This window comes from Methylobacterium sp. AC315 (assembly GCF_979253755.1).
In genome coordinates this window covers 149,990-169,310 of sequence record NZ_CEEDEA010000005.1, presented here as the reverse complement: position 1 = coordinate 169,310, position 19,321 = coordinate 149,990, and the positions used below count along the sequence as shown (strand labels likewise).

24 protein-coding genes and 3 pseudogenes are annotated in these 19,321 nt (G+C 67.7%); 13 read left to right on the top strand and 14 right to left on the bottom strand.

The genetic code is table 11. The annotated features are described in order from the left end of the window. Window positions 1-71: 71 nt before the first annotated feature. The 4 genes and pseudogenes from AC0IY0_RS10985 to AC0IY0_RS10970 all read right to left on the bottom strand — a co-directional run bounded on the left by AC0IY0_RS10985 (window position 72) and on the right by AC0IY0_RS10970 (window position 3,388). Window positions 72-1,277 (bottom strand): annotated as a pseudogene (locus AC0IY0_RS10985) (MFS transporter). Between the two features lie 7 nt (window positions 1,278-1,284). After that, window positions 1,285-2,580, bottom strand: a complete 1,296-nt coding sequence (locus AC0IY0_RS10980) for an arsenic transporter (RefSeq protein WP_056097017.1) — start codon at window positions 2,578-2,580, stop codon at window positions 1,285-1,287. A gap of 35 nt (window positions 2,581-2,615) precedes the next feature. Further along, entirely contained in the window at window positions 2,616-3,041 is a 426-nt protein-coding gene (arsC, locus tag AC0IY0_RS10975; RefSeq protein ID WP_056097020.1) for an arsenate reductase (glutaredoxin), read from the bottom strand. Next, window positions 3,041-3,388: an ArsR/SmtB family transcription factor gene (locus tag AC0IY0_RS10970; RefSeq protein ID WP_056097023.1), complete on the bottom strand. Its 348-nt coding sequence runs from the start codon at window positions 3,386-3,388 to the stop codon at window positions 3,041-3,043. Before AC0IY0_RS10970 ends, arsC begins: the two co-directional genes overlap by 1 nt. A 47-nt stretch (window positions 3,389-3,435) precedes the next feature. Between AC0IY0_RS10970 and arsH the strand changes: the two genes are divergently transcribed. Then, entirely contained in the window at window positions 3,436-4,188 is a 753-nt protein-coding gene (gene arsH, locus AC0IY0_RS10965; protein WP_056097026.1) for an arsenical resistance protein ArsH, read from the top strand. 152 nt (window positions 4,189-4,340) lie between these two features. Here arsH and AC0IY0_RS10960 read toward each other — a convergent pair. After that, window positions 4,341-4,886, bottom strand: a pseudogene (locus AC0IY0_RS10960) (aldo/keto reductase). Here AC0IY0_RS10960 and AC0IY0_RS10955 point away from each other — a divergent pair. After that, a pseudogene (locus tag AC0IY0_RS10955) lies at window positions 4,858-5,202 on the top strand (LysR substrate-binding domain-containing protein); the annotation flags it as partial. The pseudogenes AC0IY0_RS10960 and AC0IY0_RS10955 sit on opposite strands and share 29 nt — an antisense overlap. 5 nt (window positions 5,203-5,207) lie before the next feature. On the opposite strand, the gene qatD reads toward AC0IY0_RS10955, so the two are convergent. The 5 genes from qatD to AC0IY0_RS10930 all read right to left on the bottom strand — a co-directional run bounded on the left by qatD (window position 5,208) and on the right by AC0IY0_RS10930 (window position 10,845). After that, window positions 5,208-5,939: a Qat anti-phage system TatD family nuclease QatD gene (gene qatD, locus AC0IY0_RS10950; RefSeq protein ID WP_156384039.1), complete on the bottom strand. Its 732-nt coding sequence runs from the start codon at window positions 5,937-5,939 to the stop codon at window positions 5,208-5,210. Between the two features lie 20 nt (window positions 5,940-5,959). After that, the gene (qatC, locus tag AC0IY0_RS10945; RefSeq protein ID WP_156384040.1) at window positions 5,960-7,195 is read right to left on the bottom strand and encodes a Qat anti-phage system QueC-like protein QatC; all 1,236 of its coding nucleotides are present in this window, start codon (window positions 7,193-7,195) and stop codon (window positions 5,960-5,962) included. Window positions 7,196-7,311: 116 nt separating this feature from the next. After that, entirely contained in the window at window positions 7,312-8,133 is an 822-nt protein-coding gene (gene qatB / locus AC0IY0_RS10940; protein ID WP_354465852.1) for a Qat anti-phage system associated protein QatB, read from the bottom strand. Between the two features lie 98 nt (window positions 8,134-8,231). Beyond that, complete coding sequence (gene qatA / locus AC0IY0_RS10935; RefSeq protein WP_056097040.1) at window positions 8,232-10,208, bottom strand: Qat anti-phage system ATPase QatA; 1,977 nt, start codon at window positions 10,206-10,208, stop codon at window positions 8,232-8,234. Between the two features lie 232 nt (window positions 10,209-10,440). Continuing rightward, window positions 10,441-10,845 (bottom strand): hypothetical protein, encoded by a 405-nt coding sequence (locus AC0IY0_RS10930; protein ID WP_157085675.1) that lies wholly within the window; start codon window positions 10,843-10,845, stop codon window positions 10,441-10,443. Between the two features lie 363 nt (window positions 10,846-11,208). Between AC0IY0_RS10930 and AC0IY0_RS10925 the strand changes: the two genes are divergently transcribed. Then, window positions 11,209-11,523 (top strand): hypothetical protein, encoded by a 315-nt coding sequence (locus AC0IY0_RS10925; protein WP_056097041.1) that lies wholly within the window; start codon window positions 11,209-11,211, stop codon window positions 11,521-11,523. 210 nt (window positions 11,524-11,733) lie between these two features. Here AC0IY0_RS10925 and AC0IY0_RS10920 read toward each other — a convergent pair whose 3' ends face one another. From AC0IY0_RS10920 to AC0IY0_RS10910, 3 genes are all read right to left on the bottom strand, one after another. After that, window positions 11,734-12,363, bottom strand: coding sequence for a hypothetical protein (locus AC0IY0_RS10920; protein WP_056097044.1), 630 nt, complete (start codon window positions 12,361-12,363; stop codon window positions 11,734-11,736). An 89-nt stretch (window positions 12,364-12,452) separates the two neighbouring features. Continuing rightward, a complete protein-coding gene (locus AC0IY0_RS10915; RefSeq protein WP_056097047.1) occupies window positions 12,453-13,262 on the bottom strand; it encodes a hypothetical protein in 810 nt (269 codons plus the stop codon). Next, window positions 13,262-14,194: a hypothetical protein gene (locus tag AC0IY0_RS10910; protein WP_056097050.1), complete on the bottom strand. Its 933-nt coding sequence runs from the start codon at window positions 14,192-14,194 to the stop codon at window positions 13,262-13,264. Before AC0IY0_RS10910 ends, AC0IY0_RS10915 begins: the two co-directional genes overlap by 1 nt. A gap of 188 nt (window positions 14,195-14,382) precedes the next feature. On the opposite strand from AC0IY0_RS10910, the gene AC0IY0_RS10905 reads away from it, so the two are divergent. The 10 genes from AC0IY0_RS10905 (at window position 14,383) to AC0IY0_RS10860 (ending at window position 18,697) form a co-directional block, all read left to right on the top strand. Further along, window positions 14,383-14,625, top strand: a complete 243-nt coding sequence (locus AC0IY0_RS10905; RefSeq protein ID WP_056246685.1) for a helix-turn-helix domain-containing protein — start codon at window positions 14,383-14,385, stop codon at window positions 14,623-14,625. Further along, window positions 14,622-15,026, top strand: coding sequence for a hypothetical protein (locus AC0IY0_RS10900; protein WP_056097054.1), 405 nt, complete (start codon window positions 14,622-14,624; stop codon window positions 15,024-15,026). The genes AC0IY0_RS10905 and AC0IY0_RS10900 overlap by 4 nt, the downstream gene beginning before the upstream one ends. Beyond that, window positions 15,023-15,313 (top strand): hypothetical protein, encoded by a 291-nt coding sequence (locus AC0IY0_RS10895; RefSeq protein ID WP_056097056.1) that lies wholly within the window; start codon window positions 15,023-15,025, stop codon window positions 15,311-15,313. The genes AC0IY0_RS10900 and AC0IY0_RS10895 overlap by 4 nt, the downstream gene beginning before the upstream one ends. Further along, complete coding sequence (locus tag AC0IY0_RS10890) at window positions 15,310-15,531, top strand: hypothetical protein (RefSeq protein WP_056097059.1); 222 nt, start codon at window positions 15,310-15,312, stop codon at window positions 15,529-15,531. Before AC0IY0_RS10895 ends, AC0IY0_RS10890 begins: the two co-directional genes overlap by 4 nt. Window positions 15,532-15,597: 66 nt before the next feature. Further along, complete coding sequence (locus AC0IY0_RS10885; RefSeq protein WP_056097062.1) at window positions 15,598-15,939, top strand: hypothetical protein; 342 nt, start codon at window positions 15,598-15,600, stop codon at window positions 15,937-15,939. Window positions 15,940-16,016: 77 nt separating this feature from the next. Beyond that, a complete protein-coding gene (locus AC0IY0_RS10880; RefSeq protein WP_056097065.1) occupies window positions 16,017-17,297 on the top strand; it encodes a hypothetical protein in 1,281 nt (426 codons plus the stop codon). Beyond that, window positions 17,297-17,554: a hypothetical protein gene (locus tag AC0IY0_RS10875; RefSeq protein WP_056246687.1), complete on the top strand. Its 258-nt coding sequence runs from the start codon at window positions 17,297-17,299 to the stop codon at window positions 17,552-17,554. The genes AC0IY0_RS10880 and AC0IY0_RS10875 overlap by 1 nt, the downstream gene beginning before the upstream one ends. After that, on the top strand, window positions 17,541-17,735 hold the full coding sequence (locus AC0IY0_RS10870) for a hypothetical protein (RefSeq protein ID WP_056500594.1): 195 nt from the start codon (window positions 17,541-17,543) through the stop codon (window positions 17,733-17,735). Before AC0IY0_RS10875 ends, AC0IY0_RS10870 begins: the two co-directional genes overlap by 14 nt. Window positions 17,736-17,745: 10 nt before the next feature. Further along, on the top strand, window positions 17,746-17,925 hold the full coding sequence (locus tag AC0IY0_RS10865; RefSeq protein ID WP_156384043.1) for a hypothetical protein: 180 nt from the start codon (window positions 17,746-17,748) through the stop codon (window positions 17,923-17,925). Window positions 17,926-18,154: 229 nt separating this feature from the next. Continuing rightward, window positions 18,155-18,697: a hypothetical protein gene (locus AC0IY0_RS10860; RefSeq protein ID WP_056097074.1), complete on the top strand. Its 543-nt coding sequence runs from the start codon at window positions 18,155-18,157 to the stop codon at window positions 18,695-18,697. Here the strand turns inward: AC0IY0_RS10860 and AC0IY0_RS10855 are convergent. Beyond that, window positions 18,694-19,257 carry a metallophosphoesterase family protein gene (locus AC0IY0_RS10855; RefSeq protein WP_056097078.1) on the bottom strand — a complete coding sequence of 188 codons (564 nt, stop codon included), beginning with the start codon at window positions 19,255-19,257 and terminating at the stop codon, window positions 18,694-18,696. The two genes, AC0IY0_RS10860 and AC0IY0_RS10855, sit on opposite strands and share 4 nt — an antisense overlap. Window positions 19,258-19,321: the final 64 nt, after the last annotated feature.

The following is a 19,321-nucleotide window of genomic DNA, read 5'->3' as shown; positions in this document are numbered from 1 at the left end:
AACCGTTATGGAATCGTTTAAGCGTCAGTAGGCTCGCGACGGGTCGGAGGCAAGATCGGATCGGGACTGGATCACGGCGACCGTCGAAGGCGGCCGCCGGCTCCCTGGCTTCGCGGCCGGACGCGCCAGAGCGATAGGGCGAGCGCGACGTTCGCCACGGCGAGCACGCTGAGCAGGGCCTAGGTCGCGTCCGCGCCCGCGTGGGTCAGGACCACGGCTCCGACGGAGGGTGCAAGCGCCTGCGCCACCAGCCCCGGACGGGCGAGGCGACCGACGAGCGCGGCGTATCGTTCGGGACCGAACAGGGCCAGGGGCACCGTACCACGTGCAATCGAGTAGATCCCGTTCCCGGCCCCGTAGAGGACCAGCGCCAGCCCGACCAAGGGTAGGCCGGCCGTCAGCATCGCGATCCCCAGGATCACCAGGACCATGGCGGCGGTCAGGGTCCAGAGGGGGTGATGCCGTCCCTTGCCGGCCATCTCGATGATGCGGGCGCCGACCTGGGAGGGTCCGATCAGCGCCCCGTAGGCCACGGCCGAGGTGAGAGCCACGCCACGGGCCTGTAGCAGGGTGATGAGGTGCACCGAGACCATGGCCATCACCGTGCCGCCGAGGGTCAGCACCCCGGCCATGAGGAGGAAGGCGCGTCGCTCCCGCCCATCCAGCCGAGCGCTTGCGTTTGATCCCTTAAGCCGTCGAGCCGTAGGCGGCGGAGGGGACGGGATCACGACGAGCACGAGGGGGAGTGTGACCGTAAGGTGGAGCGCCGCATAGGCGAGGCAGGTGCCGCGCCAGCCGACCTGCTCGAGCAGGAAGGCGGAAAGCGGCCAGCACACCGTGCTGGCGAAGCCGCCCCACAGGGTCAGCGTCGTGATGGCGGACCTCGCCTCGGCACCGTAGAGCCGGCCGAGGGTGGCGAAGGCGGGATCGTACAGTCCGGTGCCCATGCCGAGGCCGATGAGGAGCCAAGCCGCCAAGTAAGCCGTAACGTACGGGGCCAGGGCAAGGCCCGTGAGGCCCAGCGCCAGGGCGATGGCGGCGAAGGCCAGCATCGGCCGGCCGCCATGCTCCCCGATGAAGGCTCCCACCCGCGGCGAGACGAGGCCCGCGACGAGGAGGCCGAGGGATAGGCCCCCGATGACCCAGCCGAGGGGCCATCCCGTATCCCTCGACATCGGGGTGGCCAGAACCGACAGGAGGTAGAACGATGAGCCCCAGGTCAGGATTTGGATCACGCCCAGGGCCGAGGTCATTGGCCAGCGGTGCGGCGGGGTCATCGCCGTGCTACCGGGCCCCGATCATGGGTAGCCACAACGCCAGGGCCGCCAGGGTGACGAGTAGCACCGGCGGCGTGATGACGAGGCCGACCCGCATGTACTGGCCCCAGGTGATGCGCTGGCCCTTGGTGTCGAGCACATGCAGCCACAGCAGGGTCGCCAGACTCCCGATGGGCGTGAACTTCGGGCCGAGGTCGCAGCCGATGACGTTGGCGTAGACCATGAGCTCGCGCATCAGCGGCGACAGGTCCGGGGCCTGCTGGATCGACAGCGCGCCAACCAGCACGCTCGGCATGTTGTTCATCACCGAGGACAGGATCGCGGCTGCGACCCCCGTGCCTATGGTGGCGACGAACGGCCCATGGCCCGAGAGCCAGACGAGGCCTTGCGCCAGGTAGTCGGTCAGGCCGGCATTCTTCAGCCCGTAGACGACGAGGTACATGCCGAGGCTGAACAGGACGATCTGCCAGGGGGCCCCCGCTAGCACCTTGCGGATCGGAATGACGCGGCTCCGGTTCGCCAGCGCCAGCAGGATCACGGCGCCGGCGCAGGTGACCACCGAGACGGGCACGCCGAACGGCGCCGTCACGAAGTAGGCGACCAGCAGCAGCCCGAGGAGCGGGAAGGCTGCCTTGAACACCAGCGCGTCCATGATCGCGTGGCGCGGCGCTTCGAGCTCGGCCACGGGGTACGTGGCCGGAAGGTCGCGCCGGTAGAACAGCCACAGCACCACCAGGGTCGCCGCGAGCGAGACGAGGTTCACCGGCACCATCACGGCCGCGTAGCGGCTGAAGGAGATGTCGAAGAAGTTCGCCGAGACGATGTTGACGAGGTTCGAGATCACCAGCGGCAAGCTGGTGGAGTCCGCAACGAACCCGCAGGCGACGATGAAGGCCAGCGCCGCGGCCGGCTTGAAGTCGAGGCGCAGCAGGATGGCCAGCACGATGGGGGTGAGCAGCAGGGCCGCGCCGTCGTTGGCGAACACCGCGGCGATGGCGGCGCCGAGCAGGATCACCAACGGGAACAGCAGGCGCCCCCGTCCGCCGCCCCACCGGGCGATGTGGAGCGCCGCCCAGTGGAAGAAGCCGGCCTCGTCGAGCAGCAGCGAGATGATGATCAGCGCGACGAAGGTGAACGTGGCGTCCCAGACGATGTGCCAGACGACCGGGATGTCGCCCGGGTGGATGACCCCGGTGGCGAGCGCGACCGCGGCTCCGATCAGGGCGCTCCATCCGATCCCGAACCCCTTCGGCTGCCAGATGACGAACACGAGGGTGACGACGAAGATGGCGAGCGCGAGCATCGGGACCGTTTCTTGTTCTTGATTATGTGGAGCGATCAGGCGGTGGCGATGCGCCGGCCGTGCTCGTCGACGACGCGCTCGCCGTCCTCCTTGACGAACTCGCCCTGCTGGGCAGGCAGGAGGTCGAGGACCGCCTCGGACGGTCGGCAGAGGGCGACGCCCTGAGGGGTGACGACCAGGGGGCGGTTCAACAGGATCGGGTGAGCCTCGATGGCATCGAGAAGCCGGTCATCCGTAAGGCTCGGGTCCCCAAGGCCGAGATCGGCGTAGGGCGTGCCCTTCTCCCGCAGGAGGTCGCGCACGGTGAGGCCGGCACGCTCCGCGAGTTGACGGACCATCACCCGGCTCGGCGGCGTCTTCAGGTACTCGATCACGTGCGGCTCGATGCCGGCGTTGCGGATGAGTGCCAGGGTGTTGCGGGACGTGCCGCAATCCGGGTTGTGGTAAATCACGACGTCCATCAGGCGGTTTCCTCGCAGCAGGCGGATAGGGCGGCTACGGCCGGGGCGCAGACCTCGGGGCGGCCCTGGCAGCAATCGCGCATCAGGAACTGGATGAGCTCGGACAGGTCCGGGTAGGCGGCGCTGTAGATGATCGACCGCCCCTCGCGCCGGGAGGTGACCAGGCCGGAATGGCTGAGTTCCTTCAGGTGGAACGACAGGTTGGTGCCGGACACGCCGACCGCCTCGGCCAGCATGCCGGCCGCCATCCCGTCAGGCCCCGCTGTGACGAGCTGGCGCACGATGCGCAGCCGATGCTCCTGGCCGAGGGCCGCGAAGGCAGCGACAGCTTGCCGTTCGTCCATCATGATGTCAATATCTCAACCATCATTGAAACGTAGAGGATAGACGTTCCTTGGACAAGCCTCGACAGCCCTTCGCCGACGGCCTGCCGAACCTGAGCGAGGGACACTTCATCGTTCCGGCGAGCGCCGACCTGCAGGTGGCGACGCCGTTCGCCCACGCCCCGCGCTTCCTGATCCTCTACGGGTCGCTCCGGGAGCGCTCGTTCAGCCGCTTCCTCGCCTACGAGGCGGCGCGCCTGCTTGAGGCGATGGGCGGCGAGGTCCGCATCTACGACGCGCACGGCCTCCCTCTGCCCGACGACGCCACCGCCGATCACCCAAAGGTCCAGGAACTCCGGAACCTCTCGATCTGGTCGGAAGGGCACGTCTGGGTCAGCCCGGAGCGACACGGGGCCATGTCCGGGGTGATGAAGAGCCAGATCGACTGGCTGCCCCTGTCCGAGGGGTCGGTGCGCCCGACCCAAGGGCGGACGCTGGCCGTGATGCAGGTCTCCGGCGGCTCGCAGTCCTTCAACGCCGTCAACGGCCTGCGCGTGCTCGGGCGCTGGATGCGGATGGTCACCATCCCGAACCAGTCCTCGGTGCCGATGGCCTACAAGGAGTTCGACGAAACCGGCCGGATGAAACCCGGGCCGCTCTACGACCGGGTCGTCGATGTCTGCGAGGAGCTGATGAAGTTCACGCTCCTGACCCGCGAGCGATCCGACTACCTCGTGGACCGCTACTCGGAACGAAAGGAGCGGGAACCGGATCGGCTCAAGGCCGTCGCCGCCGACATCGGGTTCGTCAGGAGACCCTCGTAACCGTCCCGGGGACCGGCGGCGGATCGTGACGCACGATCCCGGGCCAGACGGTCATAGTTTACGGGCCGTTGACTCCGGAAGCGGGCAACGGGACGCGCGTCCCGCTATGCGCTGCCTTAGGAGTCGTGAATCCCGACGCCCCTTGGATGGGGTCAGCGGTAGGAGAACTGCAGGACGGCAGCGGGCAAACGTTCTCCCTCGATAGGAATGGCGGAGGCGGACGCCTCAATCTCGGCCATGTCCTGGGGCGTGAGCACGACCCGGTCGAGCCGGCGCGTGCCGGGGATGGGCACGATGAATGGCTTTCGCGAGAGCAACCAAGCCAACGCGATCTGCGCCGCCGTCGCCTCCTTGGCCTCGGCGAAGCGTTGCAGGAGCTCGACCAGCGCCTGGTTGGCCGCTCGCGGACCTCAGGGGAGAAGGGTGGGATATGCTTCGTCATGGCTCCAGTCTCTCAAGAGTTGGAGCCTCCGAAAATCCCGGGGCGGTTCAATCTCCGGTTCCGGGTCGCGGGTCCAAAGCGAATACTCGCTTTGGATGGCGGCCACGGGCTGGACCGCGTGCGCCCGACGAACGGTCTGCGCTCCAGGCTCGGACAAGCCGAAATGCTTGACCTTGCCCTGGGCGATCAACTCCTTCACCGCGCCGGCGACCTCCTCGATGGGGAAGCCGCAGGACCTGATGCACCACCGCTGCATCAACCTACGCCTGCCGACGCGTGGGAACATCTACGCCTGGGAGTTCGAGAAGGCCGGCCGCGAGCTCAACGTCCGGGTCGAGGGCCAGATGGCGTTCAACAACACCGGGCTGATCCTGAAGGCCGCCCTCGGCGGGCTGGGCCTCGCCTACCTGCCGGAGGACCGGGTGCGGCCTTACGTCGAGGAGGGCCGACTCAAGCGGGTCCTGGCCGAATGGTGCCCCCCGTTCGCCGGCTACCACCTGTACTACCCGAGCCGGCACCAGCACGCCCCGGCCTTCGCCCTGGTGGTCGAGGCGCTGCGCTACCGAGGCTGAGACGACTAGGCTGGGATATCGAAGTTTCCAAGCAAGCGGGATGCATTGCCGTCGGTGATGGCTTCCAAGTCCGCCGTGTCCTTTCCCAGCATCTCCGCAAGGCGGTTCACCGTAGCCCTCAGGTCGCCCTTGCCACCCCGGAAAGGGGCATCGCTCTCGATCAGCAGCGCATCGAGGGGAACTGCAGCCATGAGGGAAGATGCCCGTGCCCCCTTCAACATGCTGCCGTTGACGGAGAACCAGCAGCCCGCTGCGATGGCCCGACCGAGTTCGGAGGCCGTACCGGAAAACCAATGCAGGACGGGCAGGAAGCCTCCCCTCGACGGGCAGGCACGGATCTCGTCGAGGACCTGTCCGGCGGCGCGACGGCTGTGGATGCTCAGCACCCGGCCACCCAGCGAGCCTGCCCGGTGCAGGACCTCCCTGAACACGCGTCGTTGCGCCTCGAAGGCATCCGCCAGGTGCGGACTGCCGTCGAGGCCGATCTCCCCGATGAGCCTCGCCTGGGGCATGAGGTCCAGCATCAGGCCGACCTCGTCCTGTGCCTGCCCGACCAATTCCGGGTGAAGCCCCAGCGCCGGTCGCGTCCAAGGGTTTCCCTTGGACCATGCAAGGTTCTGTTGCCAGGCGCGCGGGGTCGTCGTGACGGCGACGGTGGTCACCCGATAGGCACCGCGCGTTTCGTACTCCGCCTTCGGATCGGCCATCAGGTCGAGGTGGCAATGGAAATCGTGCAAGGCCACCGCCGTCGGGAGCTTCAGGGAGCGAAGGACTGCAGGTTTCCGATAGCTCGTCCCACCTCGTCTATACCCTCCGCGAAGACCTTGGTGTAGTCGCGTATCTCCCCGGGGGCGTAGTCAGTGAGCGGCCCAGGTTTTCGCACGAGCGCGACCGCGGTTTCCGGCTTTCGCCGCAGACGTTGGGCCATGAACTCGAAACTCCTGACGTGTTCTCCCTTGGCGCCCCGCGGATCGACCGTGCCGCCCAACACGGGAAGGTCAAGATACGTCGTGGGTTCGTAGCCGTAGGCATGGACCTCGGCGGCGCGCCGTATGAGGCACGGTACGCAATATCCGCAATGACCGGGCGGCCTTCCCTCCCACCGGGCCTTCGATACCGAGGAGCAGGATATCGTGCTCGGCATGGCGGCTTCGACGAAGCTGCGTCGGGCCACCTCGTCCAGCATCTGTCCCTTCGTCCTGAATCGATAACGGTTCTCGACGTTCTCCGCGAGGTCCAGCCGCCTCAGCAACTCCTGCCAGCGAGCCAGGTAGAACGGATGTGTCGTGCGTGTACTCCATGCTCCCACTCGGAGCGGATCGAGCGGGACGTTGAGGGAGATGAGGCCGTTCTCGGGAACGTCCACCACCCGGGACCCACGGGGCATCGCGCTGGTTCCGGCGGCGGCGAGGGCGAGGAATAGGAACGACCTGGCACGCTGCGTGTCCTCGCTGCCAAGGGAGGCCATGTCGCCGGCCGTGACGCCGACCCGTGCACGAACGTGGCGCGTGCCGAAGGCTCCGAACTGCTGATCGAGCATTCGGACGCATGCCGCCTGGCTCGACGTGCCGGCATCCCAGTAGTGGCTGACGAACAACGTCTTGCTTCCGCTGGCGAGGAGATCTGTCGCGCCGACGAAGCTGTCGACCCCGCCGGAGAACAAGGCCACCCGGTCGAACGGGAGAAGCGGTAGACCCAGAGGAGCCGGCGCGAGCGGACCGTCGTCGGGCCTGGATCGAAAGAACACGCGCCAGATGTCCCCCGACAGGAAGCCCAGCATCCGCTCGATCAGGTCCGCCACGCCGGACCATAGCGTGGGATCCGAGACCGGGACCCAAAGCGCGATCTCCCGCGTGAAGGAGTCCTCCGCGTTACGGACCCTGGAGATCCGCGTGTCGGCCGCCTGCACGGCTACGGCAAGAACCAGCAGGTCGACGCCTACCTCGGTCGGACGCAACCCGCGTGTGGCCATCTCGCCGAGGATCTGGCCCATGCCGAACCTCAGGCCCGCTACGTCGGGACGGACGTCGAGGGTACGCTGCGGCTCTCCGGCGGGGGCGGCGATGGATGCGCGGTCGGAGGGTCCGAGACGAACGACGATGTGGCATCTCATGAGGATTCGCCTTCATCGCCGTAGGTTTCCAACAGGGACCACGCCACCTCGTAGATCTCGTCCACGATGCGTCCCAGGCTCGGGCCGGTGAGGTCGCCGAACGATTGCGGGGTTAGGCCGATGATGCCGTCGCGCGTGGCGGCGGACACGTAGTCCCGCAACTCGCGCTCGACGGTACGGAAGTCGGCTATGACCGGGGCGACCTTGAAACCGCGAACCGCGATATCGTGGAAAATGCGCCCCACGATGCTGTTGGAGAGGAAGGCGGCGAAAAAGCCTTGCTTCTGGGCGGCCTCGAACGCGTCGAGGCTTTCGATCCCAAGGGCGCCGAGCTGGTCGACGGTCTCGGCCCATGCGTCACGAGCGATGGCTTCGTCCACGAGGCCACCGTCGGCGCAGATCACGTCCGTGAGCCCCGCGAATGCCTCCGCAACCCCTCCGTCGAGGAGCGCATCGAGCCCAAGGCGCTCGAATGTCTCGCGGACGCCGACCGTGTCGAAGTCGCGGAACAGGCCGAGCACGCCCGCCGCAGCCTGACGGGCCGCTCCCATCCGGCGCGTCGCGTTGCGTGCCCCACCGGCGGCGTTGCGGGCGTACCCCCTGACGGCCCTGCCCAGGGCACGGTCATCGGTTCCGCCGCTCCGGGAGAACCTGGTGAAGTTGGACCTGCTCGGGCCGAAGCGGTTGGGTTCGGGCGGAGGGGCTGGCGGAGGGGCCGGGACCAAGGGAAGTGCGGGAGTTGCGCCAGGCGGGGTCGGAGGGCCTGGGACCGGGACAGGAGGCACGGGTCCGGGGGGGACGACGGGGGGCGGAGGCATGCCGGGCGGCGGGACCGGCGGCGGTGCCGGACCGCCCAGCCAACCCGGGACCAGAGGGGTCGTCGGACGTTGCCCGCGTGGCAGTGCGGACGTTCCCATCAGCGGCGCTCCGGTCCGTCCAGACTTCTCAAAGTGGCCTTGGCGGTGATCTGGAGTTGACGGCTTCCCCTGGTTGACCAGGACCGCAACATGTCCCGCGCCCGCGTCTTCGGCCCATCCTGGAAGGCCTGCGGGGACCAACCGGCAGCGGCCCAACTGCCGAGCTCGTCGGCTGGCAGTTCGCCGAGGAAGTCCAGGAGCCGACCCTGGAACCTGGGGTGGTGGCGCACAAGCGCACACAGGCCGGCAAAGTGCGGAGGCGAGGCCGAGAGCTGATCGACGGCCAGGATCTGGTCCTTCAACGTGTTGAAAAGCAGGTTGGCACCGGTTTCGTCCAGTGCTCGGATGTCGCCGTCCACTTGCGTCGCCCCGAGCGCACCCGAACCCACGGACGACAGGATACGGTCGAGCAGGGCGTTGGACGAGGCACGACCGAACGCGCTCTTGCGGTCGCGGGTCGCGAACACGTACGGGCGTAGGTCGACGGTACTGAGGAGCTTGTCGGGGTCCAGCCGTGCCCAGTTGCGCAGCCAAGCGTCCCCCGCCCAATCGGCCACGGCCTCAGGCAGTGTCCTGGAGCCGTCCGCTTGGGGCGATCCAGCGGACGGTCCACCCGGTCTCGGAGGTGTCGCCTCGTCGCTTTCAAGCAGCTTCAACTCCACGACGATGCCACCCGCGACCGTCATCGCCTGCTTGGCGACCTGCGTGAAGAAATCCGGTTTGAAGCGCTCGATCAGCATCACGCGCCCTAGGACGGAGATCTCGACCTCGCTTGAGAGACCGCGCGCGTCGGCGACGGCTTTCCGCAACGCGACGGCGTTCAGGAAGCGCTTGATCTGTCGGGGGTTGCCCTCAAGCCCTTCCGCGACCGTCGGCCCTAGCTGCTGCGCAAGCCGGTAGGCGGCCGTCAGCTCCGTTCGCTTGTCGGGCCCGGCAGCGATGATGTCCTCCAACGTGAGGGCATTCGAAATCCAGGGCGTCTTGATGACGGCCCGGGCCTTCTCGACCAGCGTCACGAAACCCCGGGCCTCCTCTCCCAGGATCGCCTGCGCGAGGAGCAGGGTGACGTAGACCTTGGCCTCCTCCATCCCGAGCGCAGGGATGCGGAACGGCACCTGGATCAACTTCTCCAGGTAGTTCCGCGCATAGGAGGTCGGCCCCGCCGCAGCCGGCAGGTCGGGGAAGTGCTGCCGGACAGCATACTCGATCATCGCCTCGTCCGTCGCGATGATGAAGGCCGTCTGCGGAGTGAAAAGGAAGAGGCGGATCGCCTCCAGGGTCTCGATTGCGGTCTTGGGCAGGCAACGGTCGAGGTCGTCGATCAGGACGACGAGCTTCTTGATGCCCGCCTCCTTCAGGAGCGTTTCGAACTCCTTCTGGAACGCACGTATGTGCGTGACCGCGGACTCGGCCGCCTCGGGTTCGGCGAGGTATTCCTTCGCCTCCTCCACGACCTTCTTGAGCGCTTCGCCGTCGACGGCTTCCCCCGGCGCGTTGAGAATGCCGGAAAGCTTACCTAGGATCTCGGTGACCTGATCCGGGCTCGGCAGGCCGCTCGCATAGTTCCAGGCCAACTGGCCGCCTCGCTTGGCCAGCTTCATCCAGCGGACGCGCTTGAGCAGGCCCTTGGCCGCCTTCTTCGTCTTGGCACCGAAGGTCTCGGAGTCGCGCAACTCCTCGACGATGGTTTCCAGTAATGCCGTCTTGGCATCGTCGAACCCCTGGAAACGCCACCCGTCGAAGTGGAGGCACAGAACGCCCTCCCGCTTCTTGAGCCGAGCCTCGGCCATTCGCAGCACGCTCGACTTGCCGGCCCCCCAATCACCGTGAATGCCGACGGTGAGTGGCTTGTTGGGTGTCGCATCGATCAGGTTGACGACCGTTTGCGCGATGGCCTCGAAATAGAGGAGATCGACCGCTGTCTCGTGGTCGGGGACAACGACAAGCGCAGCTGCCGCCACTCCGTTGCTGGCCATCGCAATGCTCCACCCAGGACCTTACTGCCTAGATGGTATCCTACCGCGACGGCCGCAACTCTACATCAGCACATTCGACTCGTTTCAAGGGACGGTAGCGCGGTTTTCATGGGGAGAGACTGATGCCGAGTAGAACGACAGTGGTGTCCGGCGCTCTCCGACGCCATCACACGACTGGTTGTCCCGGTAAGAATGCCGTTGTTCCGCTTGCCCCCCGGATCGGGAACCCCGCTTATCCGGCCTTGCGCACGAGGGTGCCGTCCGGAGCCTTCTCGAAATACTTCCCGTGCTCCCACCGGCCGATCATCTTCTTCTTCAGCGTGTCCTCGTCGAGCGGCTCCTTGTGCAGCCGAGCCCCGCGGTGGATCGAGTCCTTCAGGCCCGCCAAGATCTCGTCCAGCGGCCGCGTCCCGCCGACCGGCATCATCTCCGCCACCTCGGCCATGACCCGGTCCCAGAACTCCTCCGCGCGTATCCTGTCCAGGCGCCGCCGCATCTGCTCGTTCTCGGCCCGCAGCTTCAGCACCTCGGCGGCCTCCCGCGCCAGACGGACATTCTCCTCTCGTAGGTAATCGCATTCCGCCAGGGCGTCGTCGCGCATCTCGTCATTGGCTCGGAGCCTGGCCTCCAGCTTCATGCAGTCGTCCTCGAAGTGCTTCGTCTGGCTCGCCTGCGCGGACTCGACGACACTCTGGAACGTGGTCGTGCACCCGACGGATACCGTCTGGCACTTGAGCGACTTCGCTCACATCATCTGGCACTGGTAATGGAGACCTTCGACAATCCGTTACGCAAGTCGGAGCACTCGTTACACAGCATAGGTGTAACGGGGCGCTCTGTTACCGTACGAACCCAGCCCTGCAGGCCGATCCAAAGTTGGCCCGCACGTAACGGGTTCTCCACAGGCGGCCAGGAGATCAGTAACCACTACAAGCGACCGACTCTCGACAAGTGAATCCGAGTAGCGATCTCCTGGTCTCACGCACCAGGGGAGGCCCCTATGAACGCAGACCGTTTCGTTTCCAGCTTCGAGAACGGCGCCTACGGTCTCGCGGCCGGCCTCGCTGCCGCCCATGCTGCCGGCCTCGCCCGGGGTGACCGGTTGGTCGCCGAGGCCCGGGCTGCCGAGGAGGAGGCGGTGACCTCGGAGAACCTGGCGACCGTCGCCCGGGTCCTCCTGGAGCAGCGCCGGGAGCTCGCTGCGCTCCGGGCCGAGAACGCCCGCCTGAAGGGCGAGCTCGCCACCAGCCGCCGGGCTGATGCGGTCCGGGCCGTCGCGGTCGCCGCCCGCCGTACGAACGCCCGCCGCGCGTGACGTACGCGGCACCGGGGCCGCGTACGTACGGGGCTCCACGTGCTGACGGAATGCTTTCGCGTGCTGACGACGTGTGCACACGTGCGCACAGGGAAAGTCGCAACCCCTAAAATGCACGGGGACGCATTTTTCTTCGATGGCATCCAGACCTGAAAAAGCCCGCCCCGGGGTGACCGAGGCGGGCTTCGTTGCGTCAGGGATGCGGGGTGATCAGACGCCCTGGCAGGGCACGTACGAGGGGCTGTCGATCAGGTCCTGGATCGCGTCGCTGATGGCCTTGCGGCCCTCGGCCATGCGCTCGCGCTTCTCCGCGGTCATCTGGGCCATCTCGCGCTTGCCCTGCTCCCACTCCTCAAGCGTCGGGCACGGCGGCAGGGACGCCAGCGGCTTCATGCCGAGCATGTGGCGCCCGATCATCAAGGCGTCCCCGTTGGCGACGTTCATCAGGTCCATCCAGGGGAGGCCCCGGAGCCAAGCCTGCGCCGCCTCGTCGAGGGCGCGGAGATCGGGCTCCTCGTCCGTGAGCGTCCCCTGGGACAGGGCGAAACGCTGGGCGAGGGAGCCCCACTCCCTGGCGGCCTCGTCGGGGGTGATTGCCTTCTTGGGGGCCGGCGCGGCGGTCAGGGCGGCAGGCGATCCGACCGGGGCGGTCGCGGCCTCGGCCAGCGCGGCGGCCATGTCGGCGGAACCACCACCGGCGGGGGCGGCGCGGCGGGGAGCGGGGGTGATCGATTCGACGACCCAGCGGCCCGCCTTCCAGACGAGGCGGGTTGCGGTGACGGCCATCTCGGCGACGGCGGCGATGGCGGCGAGGATGTAGGCGAGAAGCTGACGGGCCACGGGTTGTCTCCTTGGTTGGTGGTGAGGGAATCGTGCCGCGCCGGCTCGAAAGGCACAGCGGGGAAATCCGCAAAAATGCGGATTTTTCTTCAGGCGGCGATCTTCGATGCCCGTGCCTCGGCGATTGCGGCGAGCCCGGCCTCGGTGAAGGCCGCCTCGATCTCGCGCTTGCCCTTCATGCGCTTGGGGGTTGCCCAGCCGAGCTCGATGGCGCGGACGGAGCCCCAGCCGTGCAGGTAGTTGTTGGTTACCGACGCGCCGAACGGCTTCGCCCACGAGCCGAGGATTGCCGGGCGTGCGTCGGCGGGCTCCGGCTCGCCGATCCTTTCGAGAAGGGCGCGTGCGTTGCCGACCGACAGTTCCCCCCAGAACACATTGAGGCCGACGGCGTGGAGCACGTGGCTGATCTTCGTGTGCTCCATGCTCCCGGCTAGGCGTTCCCAGCCGGCATCGGTCGCGAGATCGATGGCGTGGTGCCACATGCCCCCGTCGCAGTTTGAAGGCGCCCACACGGCCTTCAGCCCCGTGACCTCCTCGACCCTGCGCACGTACGGCAGGTCGGCGCAGGCCGGCGTCGATAGGAAAAGGTATGGGCGACCGCCCCGGTCGCGCCGGAGCGTCACCGGGAAGGCGATGCTCCGTGGTGCGAAGGGCACCGTCATGTCTCGCAGCGCGTACCCCATCGAGAGGGAGTAGAGGTTCGCGAGGCCGGCCTCGATCAGGGCGGCGTCCATCGGGGTACGACCCGGAACGACCCCCATGATCGAGGCGTCGACGAACGGCGTGATCTCGTCGTCGCGGCGATCCGGTTGCCGGACGACGGTCTCCGCCGGCTCCGGGGTTGGCTCTGTGACGCTGGCGAACAGGTCGAGTTGATTCGGATGCGGTCGCCGGGCCATCACGCGGCCTCCCCGAAGAGCTCGCGGCGCATGTTGTCGGGGATCTGCCGCCGGTGGACGTGGACGGCCCACAGGGCCTGGGACGCCTCGCACTGACCGAGCCGCGGCAGGCCGGAGAGGACGTGCCCCAACGCGGTGTGAGCCTTCGACCAGCCCGCATCGTTAGAAACCGTCGCCCAGTCGTCGTCCATGGCGGACAGGTGCTTCGTGGCCGAGTGGACGAGGAGTTGGATCGCCGGGTCAGCGGCCAGCGCCCACCACTTCTCCTTCCTCTCCGTCTGCGCCCGATCCGTGACCCGGGCGACCATCTCGTCGCAGGTCTCGACCAGGCGCCGGGCCATCTTGGCGGCCGACGCTGACGGCTGATCGCCCTCGGCGAAGATCGCGGTCGCCTTGTCCCGCTGCGACCGCGTCCACGCCCACGGCAGCGCCTTCATCCGGTCGCGCAGGAGGGAGACGGCGGCGAGGCGCTCCTCACCCTCCTGCGCCCACAGGCGAGCCATGTTCTCGGCCACCCGGGCCCGGCGTTCGGCCTCCTCGGCTGCGCGGCGTCCTTCTTCCTCGCGCGCGATCCCGTCGGCCCGGGCGAAGGCCGCCTCGAATCGGTCGTTCGACGGCGCGGGCTGCGGCTCCCAGCAGACCGGCTTGTCGTACTCGCCCTGGCGGTCGCCACCCCAGGAGAAGCCCAGCTCGCGCATCCCGTCGCGATCCGCCCGGTAGAGCCGGCTGTAGGAGCTCTCGTCACCGGCATCGGCGAGCCACAGGGTCTTGAGGCCGCCCTTGGTCTGGCGCTCCCCGACGCGGCGCCATGCCAGGCCGAGGGCACCGACGGGCAGGGCCTCGGTCAGGGGCGGGAGCGGGCGCTGGGCCGCCCCGTAGGCCGAGGCGCAGACGGCCCCGACGGCGACAAGGAGCAAGATGAGGGTGAGCATGGCGACCTCCGATGATCCGCAGATCAGAGTAGATTGCCATGAATTCCAAGGCCGACAAGGGCCGATGATTTATTATGGATTGTGGAATAAATCGAAATGCCAAAATAGTCCCTGATCATCCGTTACACATCTAGCGGATCAGCGGATCGCGGGTACATTCTCTCTTGTCACGTCGACAGGAGGGCCCGATGGTGGCTGACGATAGCCTCGAACGACCAGTAGTCCTCGGAGACGAAGCAATCGTCCGCATGCTCCTGGCCGAGTGCCGGGCTGCCGGTACCCAGGCGAAATGGGCGTCCGCGAACGGGGTCTCGCCTCAGTACGTGAGCGACGTCCTGAGGGGGCACCGGGTCCCCGGGGACAGGCTTCTCCGCCGCCTCGGTCTGCGACGCGAGATCACCTACGTCCCGGTCGACGAGGTGGTGTCGTGAGCCGCGGCAAGAGCCTCGCCACGGACGTTTGGATTCGCCCCAAACCCGAGACCGTCGCGCTGCTGTTGTCCCGCGAGGACGGGATGATTGCGGCTCGCGAGCGCTGGCACTGGTGCTCCGTGAACGTCCTTCTGGAGTTGGCGGCCGAGGGTCGCCAGACGCTCGGGCTCCCCCGCCCTGCGCGGGGGAGCAGGCCGCTCAAGACCCCCGGCCTCGCTGACGCCGTTGTCGCTGCCGTCGAGCGCCTCGCTAGCGTGCCGGCCGCGGCCGTCGAGACCGGGCTGTCGCAGGACAGCGTGCGCCGCGTGCTCCGCCAGCGCGGCCTGCCGATCCCCCGCGTGGACCGGGTCACCGCCGCCCGGCGCGCCGCCGAGGTCCGGCGCCAGAGGAGTGCAGCATGACGTCCGTCCGTAGCGAGTTCGTCACCGGCCTGCAGCGCCTCGACAAGGCGGCGACGAAGGCCCGGCTCATCACGGTCCGCGCGGCTGTCCACCGCCGGATCGACGAGCTCACTGACCCGGCCCTGAAGTGCGCGCTGATGGATGTCTCGGACTCGGTCGACCGCCTCCTCATGGAGACGTCGCGCATCAGCATCGAGCGCCTCGCGAACGGGCTCGCCGAGAGCCACGGCGAGCCGCCGCAGCCGTCCACTCTCCCCCGCGTCCCACCCAGAAGGAGCCAGCCGTGATCCATCGCGTAGGGTCCGCCTTCACCGTCGATTGCCTCGTCGAGGTCGAGCCGGGCCGCAGGGTCACCGTGTTCGCCCAAGGCACCGTCCCGGTCGAGGGCGACCTCCTGATCCTCCGGACGGAGCCCCCGCGGTGGCGGGCGGCCGAGGTCTACGCCGACGACACCGGCTGGCACGCCAAGGCGGTCCCGGCCCTCGGGCTCACCATCGCCGCCTGATCCGCCCCGCCGACGAGCCAGGCGACAGTGGCCACCGAGATCAGCGCAACTCCTTGGGAGACCACCATGAGCATTGAGAACACACGCAGGATCATCGCCGGCGAGATCGTCGCATCTGGCAACGTCGCCGCCCACGAGGTCGCCGAGCGCATCATGAAGCGCTTGGCGCGCGAGGGGCTGTTCGTCGTCGATGCCAGCCAGACCGAGGCGGTCGAGGCCCTCAAGAAGCTCGACTGCATCTTCGATTTCCCCACCGACGAGGCTGACGTGAAGGTCCTCGCCGAGCAGATCGGGATCGAGGACCCCACGGCCCTCACGGTCGCTTGCCTCGCCGTCCGGGAGGTCCTCGACGGTCCGAAGATCGCCGAGCAAGTCGCCTCCTACTACCGGCAGCCCGCAGCCGCCTGAGGCTGCCCCGTCGCGCGCCCGGCGGCAGGGGCGCTCCTCGATTCCCCCAGCAACCCCACACATGAAGGAGCGTCCCCATGCGGCGCGAGACCATGGACATCCAGACCAAGTTCCACGTCACCGGCACGAGGGCCGTCATCCACGCGGCGGTGCGCGCCGACCATGGTGGCTTATCGTCTGCGATAGAGCGGACCGACCGCATCCTGGCCGCTCTGGCCAAGGCCGACCTCATCATCGTGCCGAAGCCGACCGGCAACGCCGAGGCCGTTCGGGAGGCTGTCCGCACCGGCAACTGGACCGCCGTCTCGGAGAAGGATCTCCTGGCATGGCGTGAGGCCCCCGTGCAGGGGCTCGACATCGTCCTCGATGAGGAGGGTGAGCGAGCCATCAAGGCCGCGGCAGAAGCTCCCGTCCCACGTGGCATGGAGATCCTCGTCGCATCGGAGCGGCCGCACGGTCTCACCGACCGGGATCACGCCGTCCTGGACGCCGAGATGGTGATTGTCCGAGACATCAAGGCGGCAGTGCAAGGCTGCGCCCCCCACCGAGCCGAGGAGCTAGCCCACGAGATCACCCAGTCCCTCGCCAAGGCCGGGTTCGAGATCCGGTACGTGCCCCTCGACCTGGTCGATGACGTGGGGCCTCTTCAGCAGGTGTTCGCCGTCCGGATCGGCTGGCCGGAGTTCACGTCGAGCACCATCCTCGTTGAGGACGGAGCCGACGTCGCTACCGTGACCAAAGCGGCGAAGCTTCATGCGTTGAACGGGTATGGCAGCAAGGTAGACCGCGAGCGTTGGGTCGCCTTCAGCATGACCCAACGTCGCTTCCTGGCACCCGACGAGCCGGCGCCGTCAACGCTGATCGTGGGGCCCTACGAGGCCCTGGTGCGCGAATGCCGTACGCCTGAGCAGCCCAAGGAGGCCGCCGACGCCGATCTCAAACGCTACCAGGCGCGGTGGGAAAACGGCCTCCGAAACATCGTCACCATCCTGCACGGGCCCAGCTACTCGTTCGAGATCGACCAGATCGTCGAGGAGGTCCGCACGCTGACAGGCATCGTGTCCCGCCTTCCGGACGAGAGCCTCCGCCGGACGGAACACCACAGCTTCGGCGAGGACGATCCGTTCACGACCATCTCCGGGGACGCCTCGTCCGTGGAGCGCATCCTCGACCTGATCGAGAAGGGTGAGGCGGCGGTGAAGGCGGAGCGAGAGCCCGAGATCTCCATCTCACTCGGCGAGGACACCTTCTACCTGCAGGGCACACCCGAGGTCCGGAAGGAGCTGATGCAGTTCCTCCTGAAGGACATGGGTCGCTTCGCCAAGGCGGACGCCAATCTGGTGAGGGGGGCATCCTGATGCGGTCCTTCCTCACCCTCATCGCCGGCGGCCCGGGCAGGGTCGCCGTCTCCGCCGCGGGAATCGTGACCTGCGGCTTCATCCTCGACGGGCGCGGGGACGCCCTGCTGCGGGCGGTGTTCGTCACCGCGGTGTGGGGCTCCGCGTTCGTCCTGGCCTTCCTGACGCTGTGCTTCCTGGCGGCGGCGTGCGGGATCGACGTCGAGGGCGCGGTCGCCAAGCCCCAGCCGAAGGAGGCCGATCATGGCGAAGCGTGAACCACGGCTCAGCGTCTCGGTGACGGAAGGCGCCCGGGACGCCGATACCGGAAGGACGGCGTTCCGCATGGTCATCGTGCAAGCGTCGGGCGAGGCCGGCATCAACGCGGCACTGAAGCTCGTCGACGCCGTGACGGGCGTCCTCGACCGGCCCAAGCCGAAGGTGATCGGGCGTGGGTAGGATCGACCTGTTGACGTGGAGAGCCGAGACGGACGCGGTCGACAGGCTCGTGGACGGGCTCCTCGCCCGCGACGGGCGGGCCCAGGCCGAGGCGGTGGGCGCCATCCCCGACGACGACGGCGCCCACCGCCGGGTGTGGGAGCGCGCCCTGCTGCTGCTGTCCTGGCACGCCGCGCACGGGCCGGACTGAGCGCCCCATTCCCAAAACGGGAATCACCGGATCTGCGCTTGGTAACCACCTGTTAACCACTATTCGCCCCAGGGGTTGCAGGCGATCCGCGACCCTGCGAAGGTCTGGCATCGGGTTAACCTACCCAAACCGTCTTAACCAAGCTCCCAGGTGTCGATAGACTCCGCCCGGGACTTGGGGATTCCTTCGCGCATCGAGGCCGCCGGCCTCTGCGGGAGGAGCACATCCCATGACAATCATCTGTGGATTCGACGAGCCGACGACCGAAGACGAAGCCAAGAGCGTCATCCTGGATCGGGCGTGCGACGCCGCCAGGATCATGCACGCCAAGTGGCCCGGCGACCGCGTCAAGCAGGCCGACTACATGCTGCTGACGCTGTACCGGGCCTACGTCCTCGTGAACCTCGTGAAGGAGGAAGGCCGGGACGACCTGCGCATGTTCTACGTGAAGGGCCAGGGACGGTCGGACTCGATCCCTCAGGATTGGTTCATGGCCTACATCGCGGACGAGTGGACGCATACGGCGTGGCGCCTGGCGTACGGAGACAGTGAGGACGACGTGTTCGTCCGCAAGTGCCTTGTCGACAAGGACAAGGCCGCCTTCGACCGCCTGACGCAGTGGCTCACTCCGGCCGGCATGGCCCAGCGCATCAGCTTGAACGGCGACTACTCCGAGCATCCGGAACTCGCCGCCGTTCAGCACTACCACGACATCTTCATGGAGCATTCGGATGTCGAGGTCTGCGACCGTACAGTCGAGGTGAACTTCTAGCCCTCGCCGTCGTCCTCGGCCTCCAGCGCGGCGCCACGGACCTTCTCCTCGGGCTGGTCCGTGGTCGCCGCCAGGCGCTCCCGGATCTCCCCGAGGGTGACCGGCCTATAGCTCCACCGGTCGACCCCGACGTCGCAGGACTGCGAGGTGTCCGGGAGCAGGCCATGGGTATGCCCGAAAAGCTGGATGCTCCCCCTCCACGCGCCGACCCAGGCCCTCATCGGGTAGTGGCAGAGGATGACGCGCTGGCCCTCGATCCGGCGCGAGACGAGCTCGTGCTGCTCGTGCCATCCGAGGCTGGTCGTCTTCGTGCGGTCGTGATTCCCGCGAACGAGGTACTTGCGGCCCCGGAGGCGCTTGAAGAGCGCCGCGTACTGCTCCGGCGTGCCACCCATGCCGAAGTCGCCGAGGTGCCAGACCTCGTCGCGTGGGCCGACGACCGCGTTCCACGATTGCACGAGGAGCTCGTTGTGCTCGGCGATATCGACGAACGGCCTGTCGCTCATACGCAGGACGCCGGCGTGGAAAAAATGGGTGTCGGCGGTGAAAAAGGTCGTCATTTTGGCAGCCTCAAAGGGGGCTGCCGCGCACGCGGTCACGCCCCGGGATTAGGGATCTCGGCGA